The sequence below is a fragment of the Micromonospora haikouensis genome (genome assembly GCF_900091595.1).
Classification (GTDB): Bacteria; Actinomycetota; Actinomycetes; order Mycobacteriales; family Micromonosporaceae; genus Micromonospora; species Micromonospora haikouensis.
Map to the genome: position 1 here is coordinate 37,081 of NZ_FMCW01000016.1, position 15,934 is coordinate 53,014.

14 protein-coding genes are annotated in these 15,934 nt (G+C 73.7%); 11 read left to right on the plus strand and 3 right to left on the minus strand.

What is annotated here, in order from left to right; all coding sequences use genetic code 11:
• The 8 genes from GA0070558_RS17625 (at position 1) to GA0070558_RS17660 (ending at position 9,934) form a co-directional block, all read left to right on the plus strand.
• On the plus strand, positions 1-849 hold the full coding sequence (locus tag GA0070558_RS17625; protein WP_091281323.1) for an ABC transporter permease: 849 nt from the start codon (positions 1-3) through the stop codon (positions 847-849).
• Positions 846-1,907: an ABC transporter ATP-binding protein gene (locus GA0070558_RS17630; protein ID WP_091281326.1), complete on the plus strand. Its 1,062-nt coding sequence runs from the start codon at positions 846-848 to the stop codon at positions 1,905-1,907. Before GA0070558_RS17625 ends, GA0070558_RS17630 begins: the two co-directional genes overlap by 4 nt.
• A gap of 28 nt (positions 1,908-1,935) precedes the next feature.
• Positions 1,936-2,994 (plus strand): phosphotriesterase family protein, encoded by a 1,059-nt coding sequence (locus GA0070558_RS17635; protein ID WP_091281330.1) that lies wholly within the window; start codon positions 1,936-1,938, stop codon positions 2,992-2,994.
• Positions 2,984-4,432, plus strand: a complete 1,449-nt coding sequence (locus tag GA0070558_RS17640; protein ID WP_091281333.1) for an aldehyde dehydrogenase family protein — start codon at positions 2,984-2,986, stop codon at positions 4,430-4,432. The genes GA0070558_RS17635 and GA0070558_RS17640 overlap by 11 nt, the downstream gene beginning before the upstream one ends.
• A 137-nt stretch (positions 4,433-4,569) precedes the next feature.
• Positions 4,570-5,808 carry an aminotransferase class V-fold PLP-dependent enzyme gene (locus tag GA0070558_RS17645; protein ID WP_176734253.1) on the plus strand — a complete coding sequence of 413 codons (1,239 nt, stop codon included), beginning with the start codon at positions 4,570-4,572 and terminating at the stop codon, positions 5,806-5,808.
• A complete protein-coding gene (locus tag GA0070558_RS17650; RefSeq protein WP_091281340.1) occupies positions 5,805-6,917 on the plus strand; it encodes an FAD-dependent oxidoreductase in 1,113 nt (370 codons plus the stop codon). Before GA0070558_RS17645 ends, GA0070558_RS17650 begins: the two co-directional genes overlap by 4 nt.
• Positions 6,918-6,996: 79 nt before the next feature.
• A complete protein-coding gene (locus GA0070558_RS17655; protein WP_091281342.1) occupies positions 6,997-8,913 on the plus strand; it encodes a primary-amine oxidase in 1,917 nt (638 codons plus the stop codon).
• Positions 8,914-8,923: 10 nt separating this feature from the next.
• Positions 8,924-9,934: a phosphotriesterase family protein gene (locus GA0070558_RS17660; protein WP_077939742.1), complete on the plus strand. Its 1,011-nt coding sequence runs from the start codon at positions 8,924-8,926 to the stop codon at positions 9,932-9,934.
• A gap of 49 nt (positions 9,935-9,983) precedes the next feature.
• Here GA0070558_RS17660 and GA0070558_RS17665 read toward each other — a convergent pair whose 3' ends face one another.
• The 3 genes from GA0070558_RS17665 to GA0070558_RS17675 all read right to left on the minus strand — a co-directional run bounded on the left by GA0070558_RS17665 (position 9,984) and on the right by GA0070558_RS17675 (position 11,798).
• Positions 9,984-10,652 carry a cysteine hydrolase family protein gene (locus GA0070558_RS17665; RefSeq protein WP_077939743.1) on the minus strand — a complete coding sequence of 223 codons (669 nt, stop codon included), beginning with the start codon at positions 10,650-10,652 and terminating at the stop codon, positions 9,984-9,986.
• Positions 10,649-11,005: a cupin domain-containing protein gene (locus GA0070558_RS17670; RefSeq protein ID WP_091281345.1), complete on the minus strand. Its 357-nt coding sequence runs from the start codon at positions 11,003-11,005 to the stop codon at positions 10,649-10,651. Before GA0070558_RS17670 ends, GA0070558_RS17665 begins: the two co-directional genes overlap by 4 nt.
• A 73-nt stretch (positions 11,006-11,078) precedes the next feature.
• Positions 11,079-11,798 (minus strand): GntR family transcriptional regulator, encoded by a 720-nt coding sequence (locus GA0070558_RS17675; protein WP_218107007.1) that lies wholly within the window; start codon positions 11,796-11,798, stop codon positions 11,079-11,081.
• A 216-nt stretch (positions 11,799-12,014) separates the two neighbouring features.
• Here GA0070558_RS17675 and GA0070558_RS17680 point away from each other — a divergent pair, with 216 nt between their 5' ends.
• From GA0070558_RS17680 to GA0070558_RS17690, 3 genes are all read left to right on the plus strand, one after another.
• Positions 12,015-12,962, plus strand: a complete 948-nt coding sequence (locus tag GA0070558_RS17680) for a PDR/VanB family oxidoreductase (protein WP_256091992.1) — start codon at positions 12,015-12,017, stop codon at positions 12,960-12,962.
• 92 nt (positions 12,963-13,054) lie between these two features.
• The gene (locus GA0070558_RS17685) at positions 13,055-14,383 is read left to right on the plus strand and encodes a Rieske 2Fe-2S domain-containing protein (RefSeq protein ID WP_077939747.1); all 1,329 of its coding nucleotides are present in this window, start codon (positions 13,055-13,057) and stop codon (positions 14,381-14,383) included.
• Positions 14,376-15,902, plus strand: coding sequence for a glutamine synthetase family protein (locus tag GA0070558_RS17690; protein ID WP_198956738.1), 1,527 nt, complete (start codon positions 14,376-14,378; stop codon positions 15,900-15,902). Before GA0070558_RS17685 ends, GA0070558_RS17690 begins: the two co-directional genes overlap by 8 nt.
• Positions 15,903-15,934 lie beyond the last annotated feature (32 nt).

The window sequence follows — 15,934 nt, forward strand, 5'->3', positions numbered from 1 at the left end:
ATGACCGACTCCCCGCTGCGCCGCAGCCTCGGCTGGTACCGGCTGCCCATCCTGGTCGTCGCGCTGGTGACCAGCCTGCTGTTCTACGTCCCGTTCCTGGTCGTCGTGGCGACCAGCTGGACCGAGACGTCGTACATCATCTTCCCGCCGGACGGCTTCTCGCTGCAGTCCTACTCCGGGGTGCTCAACGACTGGGAGTGGATGGACGCGTTCAAGGTGTCGCTGCGGGTGGCCGGGCTGGGCACCGTCATCTCGGTGGCGCTGGGCACCCTCGGCGCGCTGGCGCTGACCCGGCTGCGCTCGCGGACGGCGCGCAGCTGGGTCCGCACGCTCTTCATCGTGCCGATGGCCATCCCGCCCGTGGCGTACGCCGTCGGCCTCTACTCGGTCAGCCTCCGGGCCGAGGCCCTGCAGGACAACCTCGCCCTGCTGGTCCTCGGCGAGGCGCTGCTCGCCGTGCCGTACGTCTTCGTGATGGTCTCCTCCGGCCTGAGCCAGGCCGACCCCGCGCTGCGGCCGGTGGCCAGCACGCTCGGGGCCGCCTGGCCGATGGTTATCTGGCGGGTCGACCTGCCGATGATCGTGGGCCACATGCTCGCCGGCGCGGTCTTCGCCTTCGCCGTGATCTTCGACGAGGTCGTCCTCTCGGTCTTCCTGACCCCGATCGGCGTCAAGACCCTCCCGTTGCAGATGCTCACCGCGTCGCAGGAGGAGCTGTCGCCGCAGCTCACCGCCGCCTCGACGCTGGTCTCGATGCTCGCCGTCGCGCTGCTCGGCGGCTACAGCCTGTTCTCCAACCGCCGGGCGGCCCGCGCCCGGCGTCTCTCCCGAAAGGCCGCGACCGCATGAGCATCGCGCTGTCGATCAAGGATGTCCACGTCACCCTCGGCCAGTTCGAGGTCCTGCGGGGGGTGAGCCTCGACGCCGAGCCGGGCACGTTCGTGACGCTGCTCGGTGCCAGCGGCAGCGGCAAGACCACGCTGCTCAACGTCATCGCCGGGCTGCAGCAGCTCGACTCCGGGCACGTGCTGTTCGACGGGGCCAACGTCGAGCGCCGGCCGCCGCGCAAGCGCCGGGTCGGGGTCGTCTTCCAGTCGTACGCCCTGTTCCCGCACATGAGCGTGGGGGAGAACGTCGCCTTCCCGCTGCGGGCGGCCCGCCGGCCGGCCGCCGAGCGGCGGCGCGTGGTCCAGGAGATGCTGGACCTGGTCGACCTCGGCGGCATGATCGACCGCGCCCCGGCGTCGCTCTCCGGCGGCCAACGGCAGCGGGTGGCGCTGGCCCGCGCGCTCGCCTCGGACCCGGCCATCCTCCTGCTCGACGAGCCGATGGCCGCCCTGGACAAGCAGCTGCGCGAGCGGATGCAGGTCGAGATCAAGCGGATCCAGCAGCAGGTCGGCATCACCACCGTCGCGGTCACCCACGACCAGGCCGAGGCGATGACGATGTCGGACCTGGTGGCGATCATGCACGAGGGGCAGCTCGTGCAGGTCGACTCGCCGGAGAACCTCTACCGCCGGCCGGTCGACGAGTACGTCGCGAGCTTCCTCGGCGAGGCCAACCTCTTCCCGGCCGACCGACACGGGCCGCTGCCGGTCGACTCGGGCGCACCGGCGACCGGCACGGCGGTGGTCCGCCCGGAGGACCTGGTCGTGCTCGACGCCGGCCAGCTCGGCGACCGCTGGCACGTGCGCGGCGTGGTCCGCCTGCTCAGCTTCCAGGGCAGCCGCTTCCGGCTGGAGGTCACCACCCCGGCCGGGCGCAGCGTGGTCTGCTCGCTGCCGCCGCACACCGACGCCGGCGCGCTGCTGCCCGGCAGCGAGGTGACGCTGGGATGCGCTGACCCGGACCGCGTGCACGTGATCCACCCGGCCGCCGTGGGTGAGCAGCTCAAGCTGGCCGCGTGATGGCGGCGGGCAGGCCGGGGCGGCGGCGATGATCGAGACCGTCCTCGGGCCCGTCGCGGCGGCCGGTGTCGGCCGGGTCAACATGCACCAGCACCTGCTCAGCGACGCCAGCGCCCTGAGCCGTCCCGGCGCGGAGCCGACCCCCGCCGACGCGCGGGTGACGACGGCCAACCTGGGCTTCCTCCGGTGGAACGCCCTGGCCCTGGCCGACAACCTGCGGCTGGACGACCCGCGGCTCGCCGTCGCGGAGCTGCGGCACGCCGCCGGCGGTGTCGACCTCGTCGTCGAGGACACCAGCATCGGGCTGGGGCCGGACCACCCGGCCCTGCCGGCGATCTCGCGGGCCGCGGGCGTGCACGTCGCCGTGGCGTACGGCCTGTACGTGACGCCGACCCTGCCGGGCTGGGCGCGGGACCTCGACGAGGACGGGGTGCACCGCCTCCTGCACGGCGCGCTGACCGACCGGGTGCCGGGCACCGACTACCGGGCCGCCCTGCTCGGGATCATGGGCACCACCGCGGCGTTCCCCGCCGTCGAGCGGGCCCGGCTGCGGGCCGCGGCCGTCGCCGCCGCCGGTGCCGGGGCGAGCGTCGGCGTCCGGCTCGACGGCGACAGCCGCACCGGCGTCGAGGTGGTGGCCGAGCTGACCGCCGCCGGGCTGCCGGCCGACCGGATCCTGCTCACCAACGCCGACGAGTATCTCGACGCCGCCTACTGGCACGACCTGATCGACACCGGCGCGACCCTGGAGATGTGCTTCGGCACCGAGTGCCAGCACGTCGGGCGGATGCGTAACCCGTCCGACGGGCAGCGGCTGGACTTCTTCGAGGCGTTCCTCACCGCGCGCCCCGACGGCCGGTGGGTGCTCGGCGGCTCGGTGTGGACCAAGGCCCAGCTGCGCCGCTACGGCGGTGAGGGCTACGACCACCTCACCACCCGGGTCCTGCCGGAGCTGGTCCGCCGGGGCGTCGCCCCGGACCGGCTGGCGGCCATGGTGACCCACGAGCCGCGCCGGCTGCTGGACCGGCCGTCCCCGATCGCTGTTCCGACCACCACCCCGGCCGAGGAGGCCCACGATGCGCGCTGAGCTGCCCGCCCTCGCTCCCACCCAGGCGCTGTTCGTCGACGGGGCGTGGCACCCCGGCGGTGAGCTGTTCGACGTCGTCGACCCGGCCACCGAGGAGGTGCTCACCCGGGCCGTCCAGGCCACCCCGGCCGACGTCGACGCGGCCGTGGGCGCGGCCCGGCGGAGCCTGGCCGACCGGCGCTGGGTGGGCCTGCCGCCGCTGGAGCGGACCCGGATCCTGCACCGGGTCGCCGACCTGATCGAGGCGGAGCTGGAGCAGCTCGCGATCCTGGAGACCCGCGACAACGGCAAGCCGATCGAGCGGTCCCGGGCCGACGTGGCCACCGCCGCGCGCACCTTCCGGCACTTCGCCGGCGCGCCGAGCCGGCTGCTGGGCAGCACCGTCCCGATCGATCCCGGCGCGCACCACGTCTACACCACGCTGGAGCCGGTGGGGGTGGCCGCGCTGATCCTGCCGTGGAATTTCCCGATCATGACCGGCGCCTTCAAGATCGCTCCGGCGCTGGCCGCCGGCTGTTCGGTGGTCGTCAAGCCGGCCGAGCAGACGCCGCTGACGATGCTGCGCCTCGCCGACCTGATCACCGCCGCCGGCGTGCCTGCCGGGGTGCTCAACGTGCTGACCGGCGACGGCCGGGTCGGCGCGGCCCTGGTCGACCACCCCGGCGTCGCCAAGGTCTCCTTCACCGGGAGCACGGAGGTCGGCCGGCTGGTCGGCGCCGCGGCCACCCGGCGGTTGGCGCGGGTCACCCTCGAACTGGGCGGCAAGAGCGCCAACATCGTCTTCGCCGACGCCGACCTGGACGCCGCCGTCACCACCGCGATCCGCGCCTCGTTCGGGCACTCCGGGCAGATGTGCACGGCCGGCAGCCGGCTGCTGGTGCACCGCGCGGTCCTCGCCGAGTTCACCGGGCGGCTCGCCGAGGCGGCGGCGCGGGTGCCGGTCGGCGACGGGCTGGCCGGGGGCGTCTCGGTGGGGCCGCTGGTCTCGGCGGAGCAGCGCGAGCGGGTCCTCGGCTACGTCGCGCAGGGGCGCGCCGAGGGGGCCGAGCTGCTCGTCGGCGGCGCGACCCCGGCCGGCCCCGGCTTCTACGTGCCACCCACCGTCTTCGCGGGGGTCACCAACGACATGGTCATCGCCCGGGAGGAGATCTTCGGGCCGGTGGTCGGCGTGCTGGCCTTCGACGACGAGGCCGAGGCGGTGCGGATCGCCAACGACTCGACGTACGGCCTCGCCGCCGGCGTCTGGACCACCGACCTGAGCCGGGCGCACCGCGTCGCGGCCCAGCTGGAGGTGGGCACGGTGTGGGTCAACAGCTACAACGTGTTCGACCCCGCGCTCTCCTTCGGTGGGCGCAAGGAGTCGGGCGTCGGCCGCGATCTCGGCGACGAGGCGTTGCACGGCTATCTGGAGTCGAAGGCCGTCGTCGTCAGCCTGTAGATCGTATCCATTCTGAGGGAGATAGTATCCATGAGGCTGGCGAGCGCGGGAAATCGTGCCGTACGATGGGATCCACATTCGGTCTTTCTGGATCCCATGTCGGGAAGTTGGGGGAGCGGTCGACGGTGGAGCTCTCGGTGAACGCTGACCACGCGGACGTCGACCGGCTCGGCACCCTCGCGCGGCCCGTGGACGTCGCCCGGGAACGGGCGCAGACGGTCGGGGTGCGCCACGCGCACCACCTCAACTCCGCCGGTTCCGCCCTGCCCACCGTAGCGGTGGTCGACGAGGTCGTCGCCCACCTGCGGCGCGAGGAGACCGAGGGCGGCTACGAGGCCGCCGCGGCCGTCGCCGGCCGCATCGAGGAGGTGTACGCCTCGGCGGCGCGTCTCGTCGGCGCCCGGGCCGAGGAGATCGCCCTGTCCGACAGCGCGAGCACCGGCCTGCGGGTCGTCGTCGACGCGCTCCGCCTCGACGCGACCAGCCGCGTGCTGGTCGCCCGCTCGACCTACGTCAGCCACGCCCTGCACCTGCTCAGCCTGACCCGGGAGACCGGCGCCGAGCTCGTCGTCCTGCCCAGCGGCCCCGACGGCGCGGTCGACCTCGACCGGCTGGAGCGGGCGCTCACCGGCGGCCCGCGCGACGTCGTCTGCGTCGCCCAGGTGCCGACGTCCTCGGGCCTGGTCGAGCCGGCGCGCGACATCGGCGCGCTGACCCGCCGCTCCGGCGCGGTCTACCTGCTCGACGCCACCCAGTCGGTCGGGCAGCTGCGCATCGACGTCGACGAGATCGGCTGCGACGCCCTGGTGACGACCGGCCGCAAGTTCCTCCGCGCCCCCCGGGGCACCGGCTTCGCGTACCTGCGCGGCGGCTTCCTCGACCGGCTCACGCCCGTCGCGCCCGACGTGCGGGGCGCGGTGTGGACGGGCACGCACCAGTGGACCCTGGCGCCGACGGCCCGCCGCTTCGAGACCTGGGAGTCCTCGGTGGCCGGCCGGCTCGGCCTGGGGGTGGCGCTGACCCAGCTGCTCGACCGGGGCGTCGAGGCGACCGAGGCGTACCTGACCGCGTGCGGGGCCCGGCTGCGCCGGGGGCTCGCCGCCATCGACCGGGTGACCGTGCAGGACCCGCCGGCCAGCCGCTCGGGCATCGTCACGTTCACCGTCGACGGTCTCGGCAGCGACGCGGTCAGCCGGCGGCTGGCCGTGCGCGGCGTGCGCACGGTGTCGGTGCCGGCCAGCCACGGCCAGTGGGACCTCGGCCTGCGCGGCGTGCCCGCCGTGGTCCGGGCCTCGGTGCACGTCTACAACAACGACGCCGACCTCGACGCGCTGCTGGGTGCGGTGGCCGAGATCGCCCGGGGAGCGAACCCGTGAGCGGGCCGCCCGAGGTCGACGTCCTCGTCGTCGGGCTCGGCGTGCACGGCTCGGCCGCCGCCTACGAGCTCGCCCTGCGCGGCATGGACGTCGTGGCGATCGACCAGTTCGCCGAGGACCACCACCGGGGCTCGTCGCACGGCCGGACCCGGATGATCCGACGCGCGTACCCCAACCCGGTCTGGAACGACCTCGTCGCGCGGGCCTTCGCCGGCTGGGAGCGCTGGGAGCGGGCCAGCGGCGAGACCCTGGTGCGGCGCACCGGCGGCCTCTACGCCCACCGGGGGACGGCCCAGCTCCAGGGGCCCGGCTGCGAGGTCGTCGAGGACCGGGGCCGGCTGCGGGAGCTGATGCCCTCCTTCGCCGTGCCGGACGGTCACCGGGCCGTGTACGACCCGTCCGCCGGGGTCGTCGAGGCCGGCACCGCCCTGGCGGTGGCCCGCACCGGGGCCCGGGCGGCCGGCGCGGAGCTGGCCTTCGGCGAACGCATGCTGAGCTGGCGGGCGACCGGCGACGGGTGCCTGGTCGAGACCACCGCCCGCCGGATCCGGGCACGCTCGCTGGTGCTCGCCACCGGCGCCTGGGCCGGCCGGGTCGTGCCCGAGTTCGCCGACCTGTTCGAGGTGTGGCGCATCGTCACCGTCACGCTCCGCCCCGACCAGCCGGCCGCCCGGCCGCCCCGGCTCGGCGCCTTCTCCGTGGACCGGCCCGAGGGCCTCGTCTTCGGCATCCCCGACGCCGCCGGCAACGGCTTCAAGGCCGGCGTCGACGCCGGGGAGGTCTGGGACCCGCGGCGGCCGGCCGCGCCGCCGACCGCCGACGAGATCGGCGAGCTGTGCCGCCTGATGGCGCGCTACGTCCCCGGCGTGGCCGCCGACCCGCAGCGGGACGTGGTCGAGGCCGCGTCCTGCCTCTACACGATGACCCGGGACCGGCGGTTCGTGCTCGGCCGGCTGCCCTGGGCCCCGCCGGTGGTCGTCGCCGCCGCGTGCTCCGGGCACGGGTTCAAGTTCGCCCCGGCGATCGGCGCGGCCGTCGCCGACCTGTGCGGCGGCGACGACCGCCGCGACCTCGACTTCGTCGGCGTGCAGCGCCGGCTCGACCCGTGACGCCCGCGCCGCCGGCCCCGGCTTCCCCCGCCGGTGGGCCGGTGCCCGCCGCCCGCATCCCGCACCCCGTGGAGGACTCATGACGACCGCAGCGCACTGGAACGACCCCCTCACCGCAGCCGAGATCGCCGAGGTCGTCGCGCTGGTCGGCGACGATCCGCGGATCGGCAAGCGCCCGCGCTACTGGGGGATCGCCGTCGAGGAGGGACTGGCCCGGGCCCTCGCCCCGGGGCAGGGCCGGCCGGTGCGGCTGGTGGTGATGAACCCCGACGCCCACGCCGCCTGGGAGGTCGGCGCGTGGACGTCGGGCACCGACCGGCCGGCGTCGATCGCCTCCTGGACGCCGGTCGACGCCGAGCGGCCCGGCGTCTCCAGCGAGGAGGCCCGGATGGTCGCCCAGGCGTGCCGCGAGGACGCCGCGTTCCAGGCGGCGCTGGCCCGGCGCGGCATCACCGACGTCTCGCTGGTCTGGGTCGACCCCGAGTCGATCACCGGCTTCGAGCCCGAGGACCTGGTCGGCCGGCGGCTGTCCTGGGGCACCGTCTGGCACCGGGTGAGCGAGGACGACAACGGCTACGCCCGGCCCGTCGCCGGGCTCGTGCCGATCATCGACCTGGAGACCCTCGAGGTGGTCCGGATCGAGGACCACGGGGTGCTCCCGATGGCCTCCGAGACGGGCAACTACCGCTCCGGCACGTGGGGGCCGGACCGGCACGTCGCGCCGCTGGAGATCGTCCAGCCCGAGGGGCCGGGCTTCACCATCGACGGGCAGCTGGTCACCTGGCAGAACTGGTCGTTCCGCGTCGGCTTCACCCACCGCGAGGGCCTGGTGCTGCACGACGTCGTCTACCACGACGGCGACGAGGCGCGGCCGGTGGTGCGCCGGGCGGCCGTCAGCGAGATGTACGTGCCCTATCTCGACAGCGACCCGACCGCGTACCGCAAGAACTTCTTCGACTGGGGCGAGTACGGCGCCGGGCCGCTCACCGCGTCGCTGGAGCTGGGCTGCGACTGCCTCGGGGAGATCCGCTACTTCGACACCGCCGTGCTCAACGGCCACGGCGAGGCGCGCACCATCAAGAACGCGGTCTGCCTGCACGAGGAGGACTTCTCGATCCTGTGGAAGCACGTCAACACCCGCACCGGTGAGGCGGACGTACGGCGCAGCCGCCGCCTGGTGATCTCCTTCTTCGCCACCGTGGCCAACTACGACTACGGCTTCTACTGGTCGTTCTACCAGGACGGCATGATCGACCTGGAGATCAAGCTGACCGGTGTCATGTCGGTCTCCGGCATCGACGACGGGCAGACGCCCCGCTACGGCCGCCTGGTCGCCCCCAACGTGCAGGCCCCCAACCACCAGCACTACTTCGGCCTGCGGCTGGACATGGGGGTCGACGGCCCGCTCAACCGGCTCTACGAGATCCACGCCGAGGTCGAGGAGGACGAGGCGCTCAACCCGTACGGCAACGCCTGCCGGATGGTGCGCACGCCGATCACCACCGAGGCCGAGGCGGCCCGCAGCACCAACCCGGCGAAGGCGGTGCACTGGCTGGTCGAGAGCACGTCGCGGACCAACCGCTACGGCGACCAGACCGGCTACCGCCTCACCCTGCCCAACACCGCCCGGCTCTACGCCCGGCCGGGCAGCGTCGTCGAGCGGAAGGCGCCGTTCGTCGCCAGGCAGCTCTGGGCCACGCCGTACGAGCCGACGGAGCGGTTCATCGCCGGCGAGTACCCGAACCAGGCGCCGCTCGGCGCGGAGGGCATCACCGCCTGGCAGCAGGCGAACCGGTCGCTCGACGGCGTCGAACTCGTGCTGTGGCCGGTCGTCGGCGTGCACCACGACCCCCGCCCCGAGGAGTGGCCGATCATGGCGGTGCACCGCATCGGCATGCGGCTGGAGCCGGACGGCTTCTTCGACCGCAACCCGTCGCTGGACCTGCCGGCCCCGCGCCGCCACGGCGCCGGCGCCGACGACGCCTGCTGCCACTAGGGGACGCGGCATGGACCAGGTGTGGTCGGTCACCGGGCCGATCGGCCCGGACGACCTCGGGCTGACCCTGCCCCACGAGCACGTCTTCGCCAACCTGACCCGCACCGAGTCGCGGGACGGGTTCATGACGGTGTGGGAGGAGCGGGAGCGCGACATCCGCCGGTTCGTCGAGCGCGGCGGGAAGACCCTGTGGGACGTCACGAACGGGGAGCTGAGCGCGTACGCCGCGCCCGTCTACTACGACCGGGACCCGGCCCACCAGGTGCAGAACCCGGTCACCGGGTCGCGCTCGGTGGCCAACGTGCTGGCGACCAGGGAACTGGCCGAGCGCACCGGCGTCACCGTGGTGCTGGGCACGGGGCACTACTTCGAGGCGTACCTCGACCAGGGCTGGTGGGAGCGCACCAGCACCAACCAGATCGCCGACCACCTGGTCGCGGACCTGCTCGACGAGATCCCCGGCACCGGCGTGCGCGCCGGCCTGATCGGGGAGATCGCCTCCGACCAGCCGAGGATCACCGCCAACGAGGAGCGCTCGTTCCGGGCCGCCGGCCGGGCGGCGGTCGAGACCGGGGCGCTGGTGAGCACCCACGCGCCCACCTACCCCACCGGCGAGGCGCAGATCGACATCCTCACGGCCGAGGGCGTCGACCCGGAACGGATCGTGATCGGGCACACCGACACGGTCAAGGACGTGCGCTACTCGCTGGATCTGCTCCACCGGGGCGTCTACGTCCAGTACGACTGCATGATGGCCTGCAAGAGCGGCGGGCAGGTGGTCGTGCCGGAGCTGCGGCGGCGGGTGGACTACCTCCGGCACCTCGTCGACCGGGGCTTCGCCGCGAAGATCCTGCTGTCGCAGGACGTCAGCCAGCGGTCCCACCAGGCCGAGCTGGGCGGGCCGGGGATGTGCTTCCTGTTCGAGGAGTTCACCGAGTACGCGGTGGCGGCGGGCATCGAGCCCGAGGTGCTCACGATGATGACGGTGGACAATCCCCGGCGGGCGATGTTCGGCCGGTGAGGCCCGTGGCCGGGGCGCTCCTGCGGGGGCGCCCCGGCCACGTGTGTGCTCAGCCGGCGGCCGGCCCGCCTGCGACGTCGGCGGTCGGCCGCGTACCGTCGGCGGTCGGCTTGCCCGCGGCCAGCCAGGCGAAGACCTGGTCGCTGGTGACGAGGGCGTCGCGCTGGAGGTACCGCACGGCGCGCAGCGCGGCGTCGTGCGCCTCGCGGGAGGAGCCGCCGACGCAGTCGGTCAGCACCCGGACCCGGTAGTCGTGCTGGTGGGCGTCGACGGCCGTGTAGTGGATGCACACGTCGGTGAGCCCGCCGATCAGCAGCACCGTCCCGGCCCGGTACGCCTTGAGCACGATCTCCAGCTCGGTGCCGAAGAACGCCGAGTAGCGCCGCTTGCGGATGAGGAACTCCTCGGGGCGCGGCCGCACCCACGGGGCGAGTTCCGTCTCGGGCCACCCCTCGACGCAGTGCGGGCCCTCGTCGCCGTCCAGCTCGCGGCCGATGTCGACCAGGCTCGGCTTGTGGACCTCCTGGATGAAGACGACCGGGACGTCGTGCTCGCGGCAGGCGTCGATGAGGCGTTCCACCCGGTCGGCGCGTTCCCGGCGGCCGCCCATCTGGGCGATCTCGGAGCGGGACTCCTCGTCGGGCACCGGGCCGCCCTGGATGTCGACCACGACGAGTACGGCGTTGCCCACGATCGCGGGCGGCGGCGGGTTCGTCATGACTTGAACACCACGTAGACCTTGCGCAGCGTCTCGTGGACGGTCCACGTCCCGCACCAGCCGATCGGGAAGTAGGCCGTGCTGCCGGCGGTCACCTCGGCCGGCTCCTCGCCGTCGCGCTGGACGGTCATCCGGCCGGAGACGACGTGGATGATCTCGCCCCGGGTGAGGAACTCCCAGCGCGACGTGCCCGGGTCGCTCTCCCAGACGCCGGAGATCACGGTGCGCGCCTCGTTGGTGAAGTCCACCCGGCTGCGGACGAGGATCTCGCCGCTCAGCGGCTGCGCGCTCGGGGGCCCGAGGGGCTTCTCCTCGAGCCCCGTGGCCGTGCGGGGGACGGTGGTGAGCGTCATGTGACCTCCTGAGTGCGGGGAACAGGCCCAGGCTAACTCAGTGGATGCCATGACGGCTAGATTGTATCCAATGCTACCCGCGGAAGACGGTGGAGGAGCGCAGCTCGTACCAGCGGGCCAGCTGCTCGCCTGCCTTGATGACGTGCTCGCGCATCTGGTCGGCGGCCCGCTGGGCGTCGCCGTCGGCCAGCGCCTCCAGGATCCGCTCGTGCTCCTGGAAGTTCTCGTCGCGGTGCCGGCTGTCGTTGACGATCAACTGCGCCGACACGTTGCGCGGGAAGGTCTCGTTGATGTCGTTGATCGCCTTGCTCAGCCGGGCGTTGCCGGAGATGCTCGCGATCAGCGTGTGGAAGACGTCGTTGCTGCGCCGGTGGTCGTGCTGGGCGGGCACGCCGTCGCCGCGCCCGGCGACGGAGAGGTCGTACATCTCCTGGTTGGCCGCCCGGAGCTGGTCGATCTGGCCGCGGGTGATCCGGCGCACCGCGCGCGCGGCGGCCAGCGCCTCCAGCTCCGCGCGCACCTCGTAGGCCTCGCGGACGTCCCACGGCGCGGGGACGCTGACCACGGCGCCCTTGTTGGGCAGCACCTCGATCAGGCCGCTGGTCTGCAGCTGGCGCAGCGCCTCCCGGACCGGGGTGCGGGAGACGCCGAAGTTGCTGGCCAGCTCGGCCTGGCGCAGCTGGGCGCCGATCGGGATCTCGCCGGTCATGATCCGGTTGCGGATCTGCTCGGCGAGGTCGTCGACGAGGGCGGCGCCGGTCTTGCGGGTTGCCGCCAGTTCCTCGGTGGTCAACCGGCCACTCTCCCTCTGCGTCGATCGATCCGGGCCCCCCGGCCGCTCACCTGCGGCGGAGCATCGGAACGCCGCGTTGGTGACCAAACCTGCCCGTTGGGTCACACCACGATAGCAGGGTGGAGGATGCTTGGACCCACGTGGCCCCGACATGGGTGTGTTTGCTTCCGTAACGGATCCGAAGAAAGTAACATTGGATCCAATGAGAGGGGGCCCGTGTCTACAGAACTACCCTTCGTCGTCCGCGCGCTCCGGTTGGAGGCGGCCGGCGTGCTGTCGGTCGAGCTGGTCCCGGCCGACGCCGACGCGCCACTGCCGGACTGGACCCCCGGGGCGCACGTCGACCTGGTGGTCGGCGACGGTTCCACCCGGCAGTACTCCCTGTGCGGCGAGCCCGGCGCCCCGTGGTGGCGGATCGCGGTCCTGCGCGAGCCCGCCGGCCGCGGCGGCTCGGCCTGGGTCCACGACCACCTGCGCCCCGGCGACCGGGTCCGGCTGCGCGGCCCGCGCAACCACTTCGCGCTGGAACCCGCCGGCAGCTACCTGTTCGTTGCCGGCGGCATCGGCATCACCCCGCTCCTGCCGCTGCTGGCCGAGGCGCGGCGGCGGGGGGCCGTCTTCCGGCTGCACTACTTCGGCCGGAGCCGGCGCGGCATGGCGTTCCTCGACGAGCTCGCCCCCCACGGCGACCGGATCCGGGTGCACGCCACCGACGACGGGCCCCGGCCCGAGCTGCGCGACCTGCTCGACGGGCTGCCGCCTGACGCGCTGGTCTACGCCTGTGGCCCGAGCCGGCTGCTGGACGGGCTGCGCGCCGCCACGGAGGCGGCCGGCTGCCCCGACCGGCTGCGTACCGAGCTGTTCTCCGCGCCCGCGTCGGAGCAGCCGCAGCCGGCCGGGTCCTTCACCGTCCGGCTCGACCGCAGCGGCGTCGACCTGACGGTGCCCGCCGACCGGTCCGCGCTGGACGTCCTGCTGGAGGCCGGCGTCGAGATCGTCAACGACTGCCACGAGGGGATCTGCGGCAGCTGCGAAACCCGGGTCCTCGCGGGGGCCGTCGACCACCGGGACCACGTCCTCACGGCCCAGGAACGGGCGGCGGGGGACTGCCTGATGGTCTGCGTCTCCCGCGCCGCGGGCGACCGGCTGGTCCTGGACCTGTGAGCCGCCCCGAGGTGCCGCTGCCGACCGCCGCCGGCGGGCGTCCGGCACCCGATCCCCGCTCCACCCCCATTCCCCCACCGCGGAGGTAAGCAGTGCTGCGACAGGCAGACAACGAGAAGCTCACCCGGACCGGGCCCGGCACCCCGCTGGGCGGCCTCATGCGGGCCTACTGGCAGCCGGCCGCGCTGGTGTCGGAGATGCCCGCCGACCGCCCGGTCAAGGCGATCCGGATGTTCGGCGAGGACCTGGTGCTGTTCCGGCGCGCCGACGGCTGGGGGCTGATCAGTCGCTTCTGCGCCCATCGCGGGGTCGACCTCTCCTACGGCCGGCTGGAGGACGGCGGGCTGCGCTGCCTCTACCACGGCTGGCTCTACGACGCGCAGGGACGCTGCGTGGAGCAGCCCGCCGAGCCCCCGCACAGCCAGTTCCTCGACAAGATCCGGATCGCCAACTACCCGTGCGTGGAGCGCAACGGCATCGTCTTCGCCTACCTGGGGGCCGGCGACCCGCCGCCCTTCCCGGCGTACGACTGCTTCACCGCGCCCGACGAGTACACGTTCGCCTTCAAGGGGCTGTGGGAGTGCAACTGGCTGCAGGGGCTGGAGGGCGGCATCGACCCGAGCCACGTCTCCTTCCTGCACCGGTTCGTCGGCGAGGACCCCCGCGACGTCTACGGCCAGCAGTTCAGCGAGGAGGTCGAGGGCACCGGCACGAAGCTGTCGAAGCTGGTCGGCGACCACTACCGCCCCGACATCGAGGTGGAGAGCGCCGAGCACGGGCTGCGGGTCTTCGCGATCCGCCAGCTCACCGAGCAGCACAAGCACGTCCGGGTGACCAACCTGCTGTTCCCCAACGCCTTCGTGGTGCCGTTCGGCAACGACAAGGTCTTCACCCAGTGGCACGTGCCGATCGACGACGAGAACCACCACTGGTTCATGATCTTCTACGACTTCGCCGAGCGGACCGACAAGGAGACGCTGCTGCGCCAGCGGCTGGAGAACGTCTCCCTGCCCGACTACCGCCCGCTGCGCAACCGGTCCAACAACTGGGGCTTCGACCCGGCCGAGCAGCGCGACCTCACGTACACGGGGATGGGGCTCGACATCAACGTCCACGACCAGTGGGCGGTGGAGAGCATGGGCCGCATCCAGGACCGGACCGTGGAGCGGCTCGGCGTGTCCGACCGCGCCGTCACCGCCAACCGGCGGCTGCTGCTGCGCGCGATCGACGCCTTCCAGGCCGGCGGCGCGCTGCCCGCGCACCCGCTCGACGAGGCGGAGGCGGCCGGGCTGGTCGGCCCGCTGGCCGTCGACATGGTCTCGCCCAGCGAGGGCTGGCAGGAGCGGTGGCGGGAGAAGGAGGCCGAACGCCGCAGCCGGTCGCCGTGGCACCGGCCGCAGTCGGAGGTGGCCGGTGCGTAACGCCGACGAGCGCGACGTCTCCGCCGGCGGCGGCGGGGCCAGCGCCCGGCCGATGCTGGCCCAGGACCGGGGCGGCTTCGTCGACCGGCACGACCTGTGGTCCGAGGCGCAGTACGCCGCCGCGGCGCAGATGCGCCGGGTGATCGACGAGCTCGGCATCGAGATGATCCGCTTCGGCTTCGTCGACCAGCACGGGATCATCCGGGGCAAGACCATCGCCCGGTCCGCGGTCGCCGCGGTCATGCGTTCGGGCCTGACCGCGCCCAGTTCGCTGCTGCTCAAGGACACCTCGGGCAGGTCGGTCTTCCCGGTGTTCGCCGCCGACACCGGGGTCGGCGTCGCCGGCTTCGCCGGTGCCGGCGACATCGTCCTCGTGCCGGATCCGTCCTCCTTCCGGGTCGTGCCGTGGGCCGAGCGCACCGGGTGGGTCCTGTGCGACGTCCGCTTCCCGGACGGCTCGGCGGTGCCCTTCTGCACCCGCGGCCTGCTGCGGGACCAGCTGGGCGCGCTGGCCGGGCGCGGCTACGGGATGACCGTCGGCGCCGAGCTGGAGTTCCACGTCTTCCGCGCGGCCGGCACGGGGCTCACCGGTGACCGGGTCGGCCGGCCCGGCGCGCCCGGCGCGGCCGCCCCGGTCGGCCCGACGACGCCCGGCGCGCAACTGCTGCACGAGGAGGCGCTCGACGGCCTCGACGCGCTGGTGCAGGCGCTCTACACCGGGCTGACCTCGCTCGACCTGCCGCTGCGCTCGATCGAGCTGGAGTTCGGGCCGAGCCAGCTGGAGCTGACCATGGCGGCGGCCGACGCCGCGACGACCGCCGACGCGGTGGTGGTGTGCCGCAGCGCGGTGCGGCAGATCGCCCGGCGGCACGGCTTCCACGCGACGTTCATGTCCCGGCCGCAGGGGGCCGAGACGGCCTCCACCGGCTGGCACCTGCACCAGTCGCTGACCGACCTGCGCACCGGCCGGGCCGCGTTCGTGCCCGACGTCGGCGACGCCGGGCCCCTGTCGGCGACCGGCCGCGCCTACCTGGAGGGGCTGCTGCGCCACGCCGCCGCGGCGGCGGCGTTCACCACGCCGACGGTCAACGGCTACAAGCGCTACCAGAGCCACTCGCTGGCCCCGGACCGGGTCGCCTGGGGGGTGGACAACAAGGGTGCCATGGTGCGGGCCGTCGGCGGCCCGGGTGACCCGGCGACCCGGCTGGAGAACCGCTCCGGGGAGCCGGCGGCCAACCCCTACCTGTACATCGCCGCGCAGGCGGTCAGCGGCCTCGACGGCATCACCCGCGACCTGGAGCTGCGGCCGCCGACCACTAACCCGTACGACGCCGCCGCGCCGCCGCTGCCCCGCTCGCTCGGCGAGGCGGTGGCCGCGCTGGAGGCCGACGGGGTGTTCCGGGCGGCGCTGGGCGACGTCGTCGTCGACTGGTACGCCCGCCTCAAGCGGGCCGAGTACGAGCGCTACCTGCTGCACGTCTCGGACTGGGAGCAGCGGGAGTACTTCGGCATGTTCTGACGCACCTGTTCCGACCCAGCTGTTCCGACGAA

Coding starts and splice junctions, on each gene's coding strand:
- GA0070558_RS17635 (WP_091281330.1), top strand. CDS start 1,936: ATGATCGAGACCGTCCTCGGGCCCGTCGCGGCGGCCGGTGTCGGCCGG.
- GA0070558_RS17625 (WP_091281323.1), top strand. CDS start 1: ATGACCGACTCCCCGCTGCGCCGCAGCCTCGGCTGGTACCGGCTGCCC.
- GA0070558_RS17660 (WP_077939742.1), top strand. CDS start 8,924: ATGGACCAGGTGTGGTCGGTCACCGGGCCGATCGGCCCGGACGACCTC.
- GA0070558_RS17670 (WP_091281345.1), bottom strand. CDS start 11,005: ATGACGCTCACCACCGTCCCCCGCACGGCCACGGGGCTCGAGGAGAAG.
- GA0070558_RS17655 (WP_091281342.1), top strand. CDS start 6,997: ATGACGACCGCAGCGCACTGGAACGACCCCCTCACCGCAGCCGAGATC.
- GA0070558_RS17630 (WP_091281326.1), top strand. CDS start 846: ATGAGCATCGCGCTGTCGATCAAGGATGTCCACGTCACCCTCGGCCAG.
- GA0070558_RS17640 (WP_091281333.1), top strand. CDS start 2,984: ATGCGCGCTGAGCTGCCCGCCCTCGCTCCCACCCAGGCGCTGTTCGTC.
- GA0070558_RS17665 (WP_077939743.1), bottom strand. CDS start 10,652: ATGACGAACCCGCCGCCGCCCGCGATCGTGGGCAACGCCGTACTCGTC.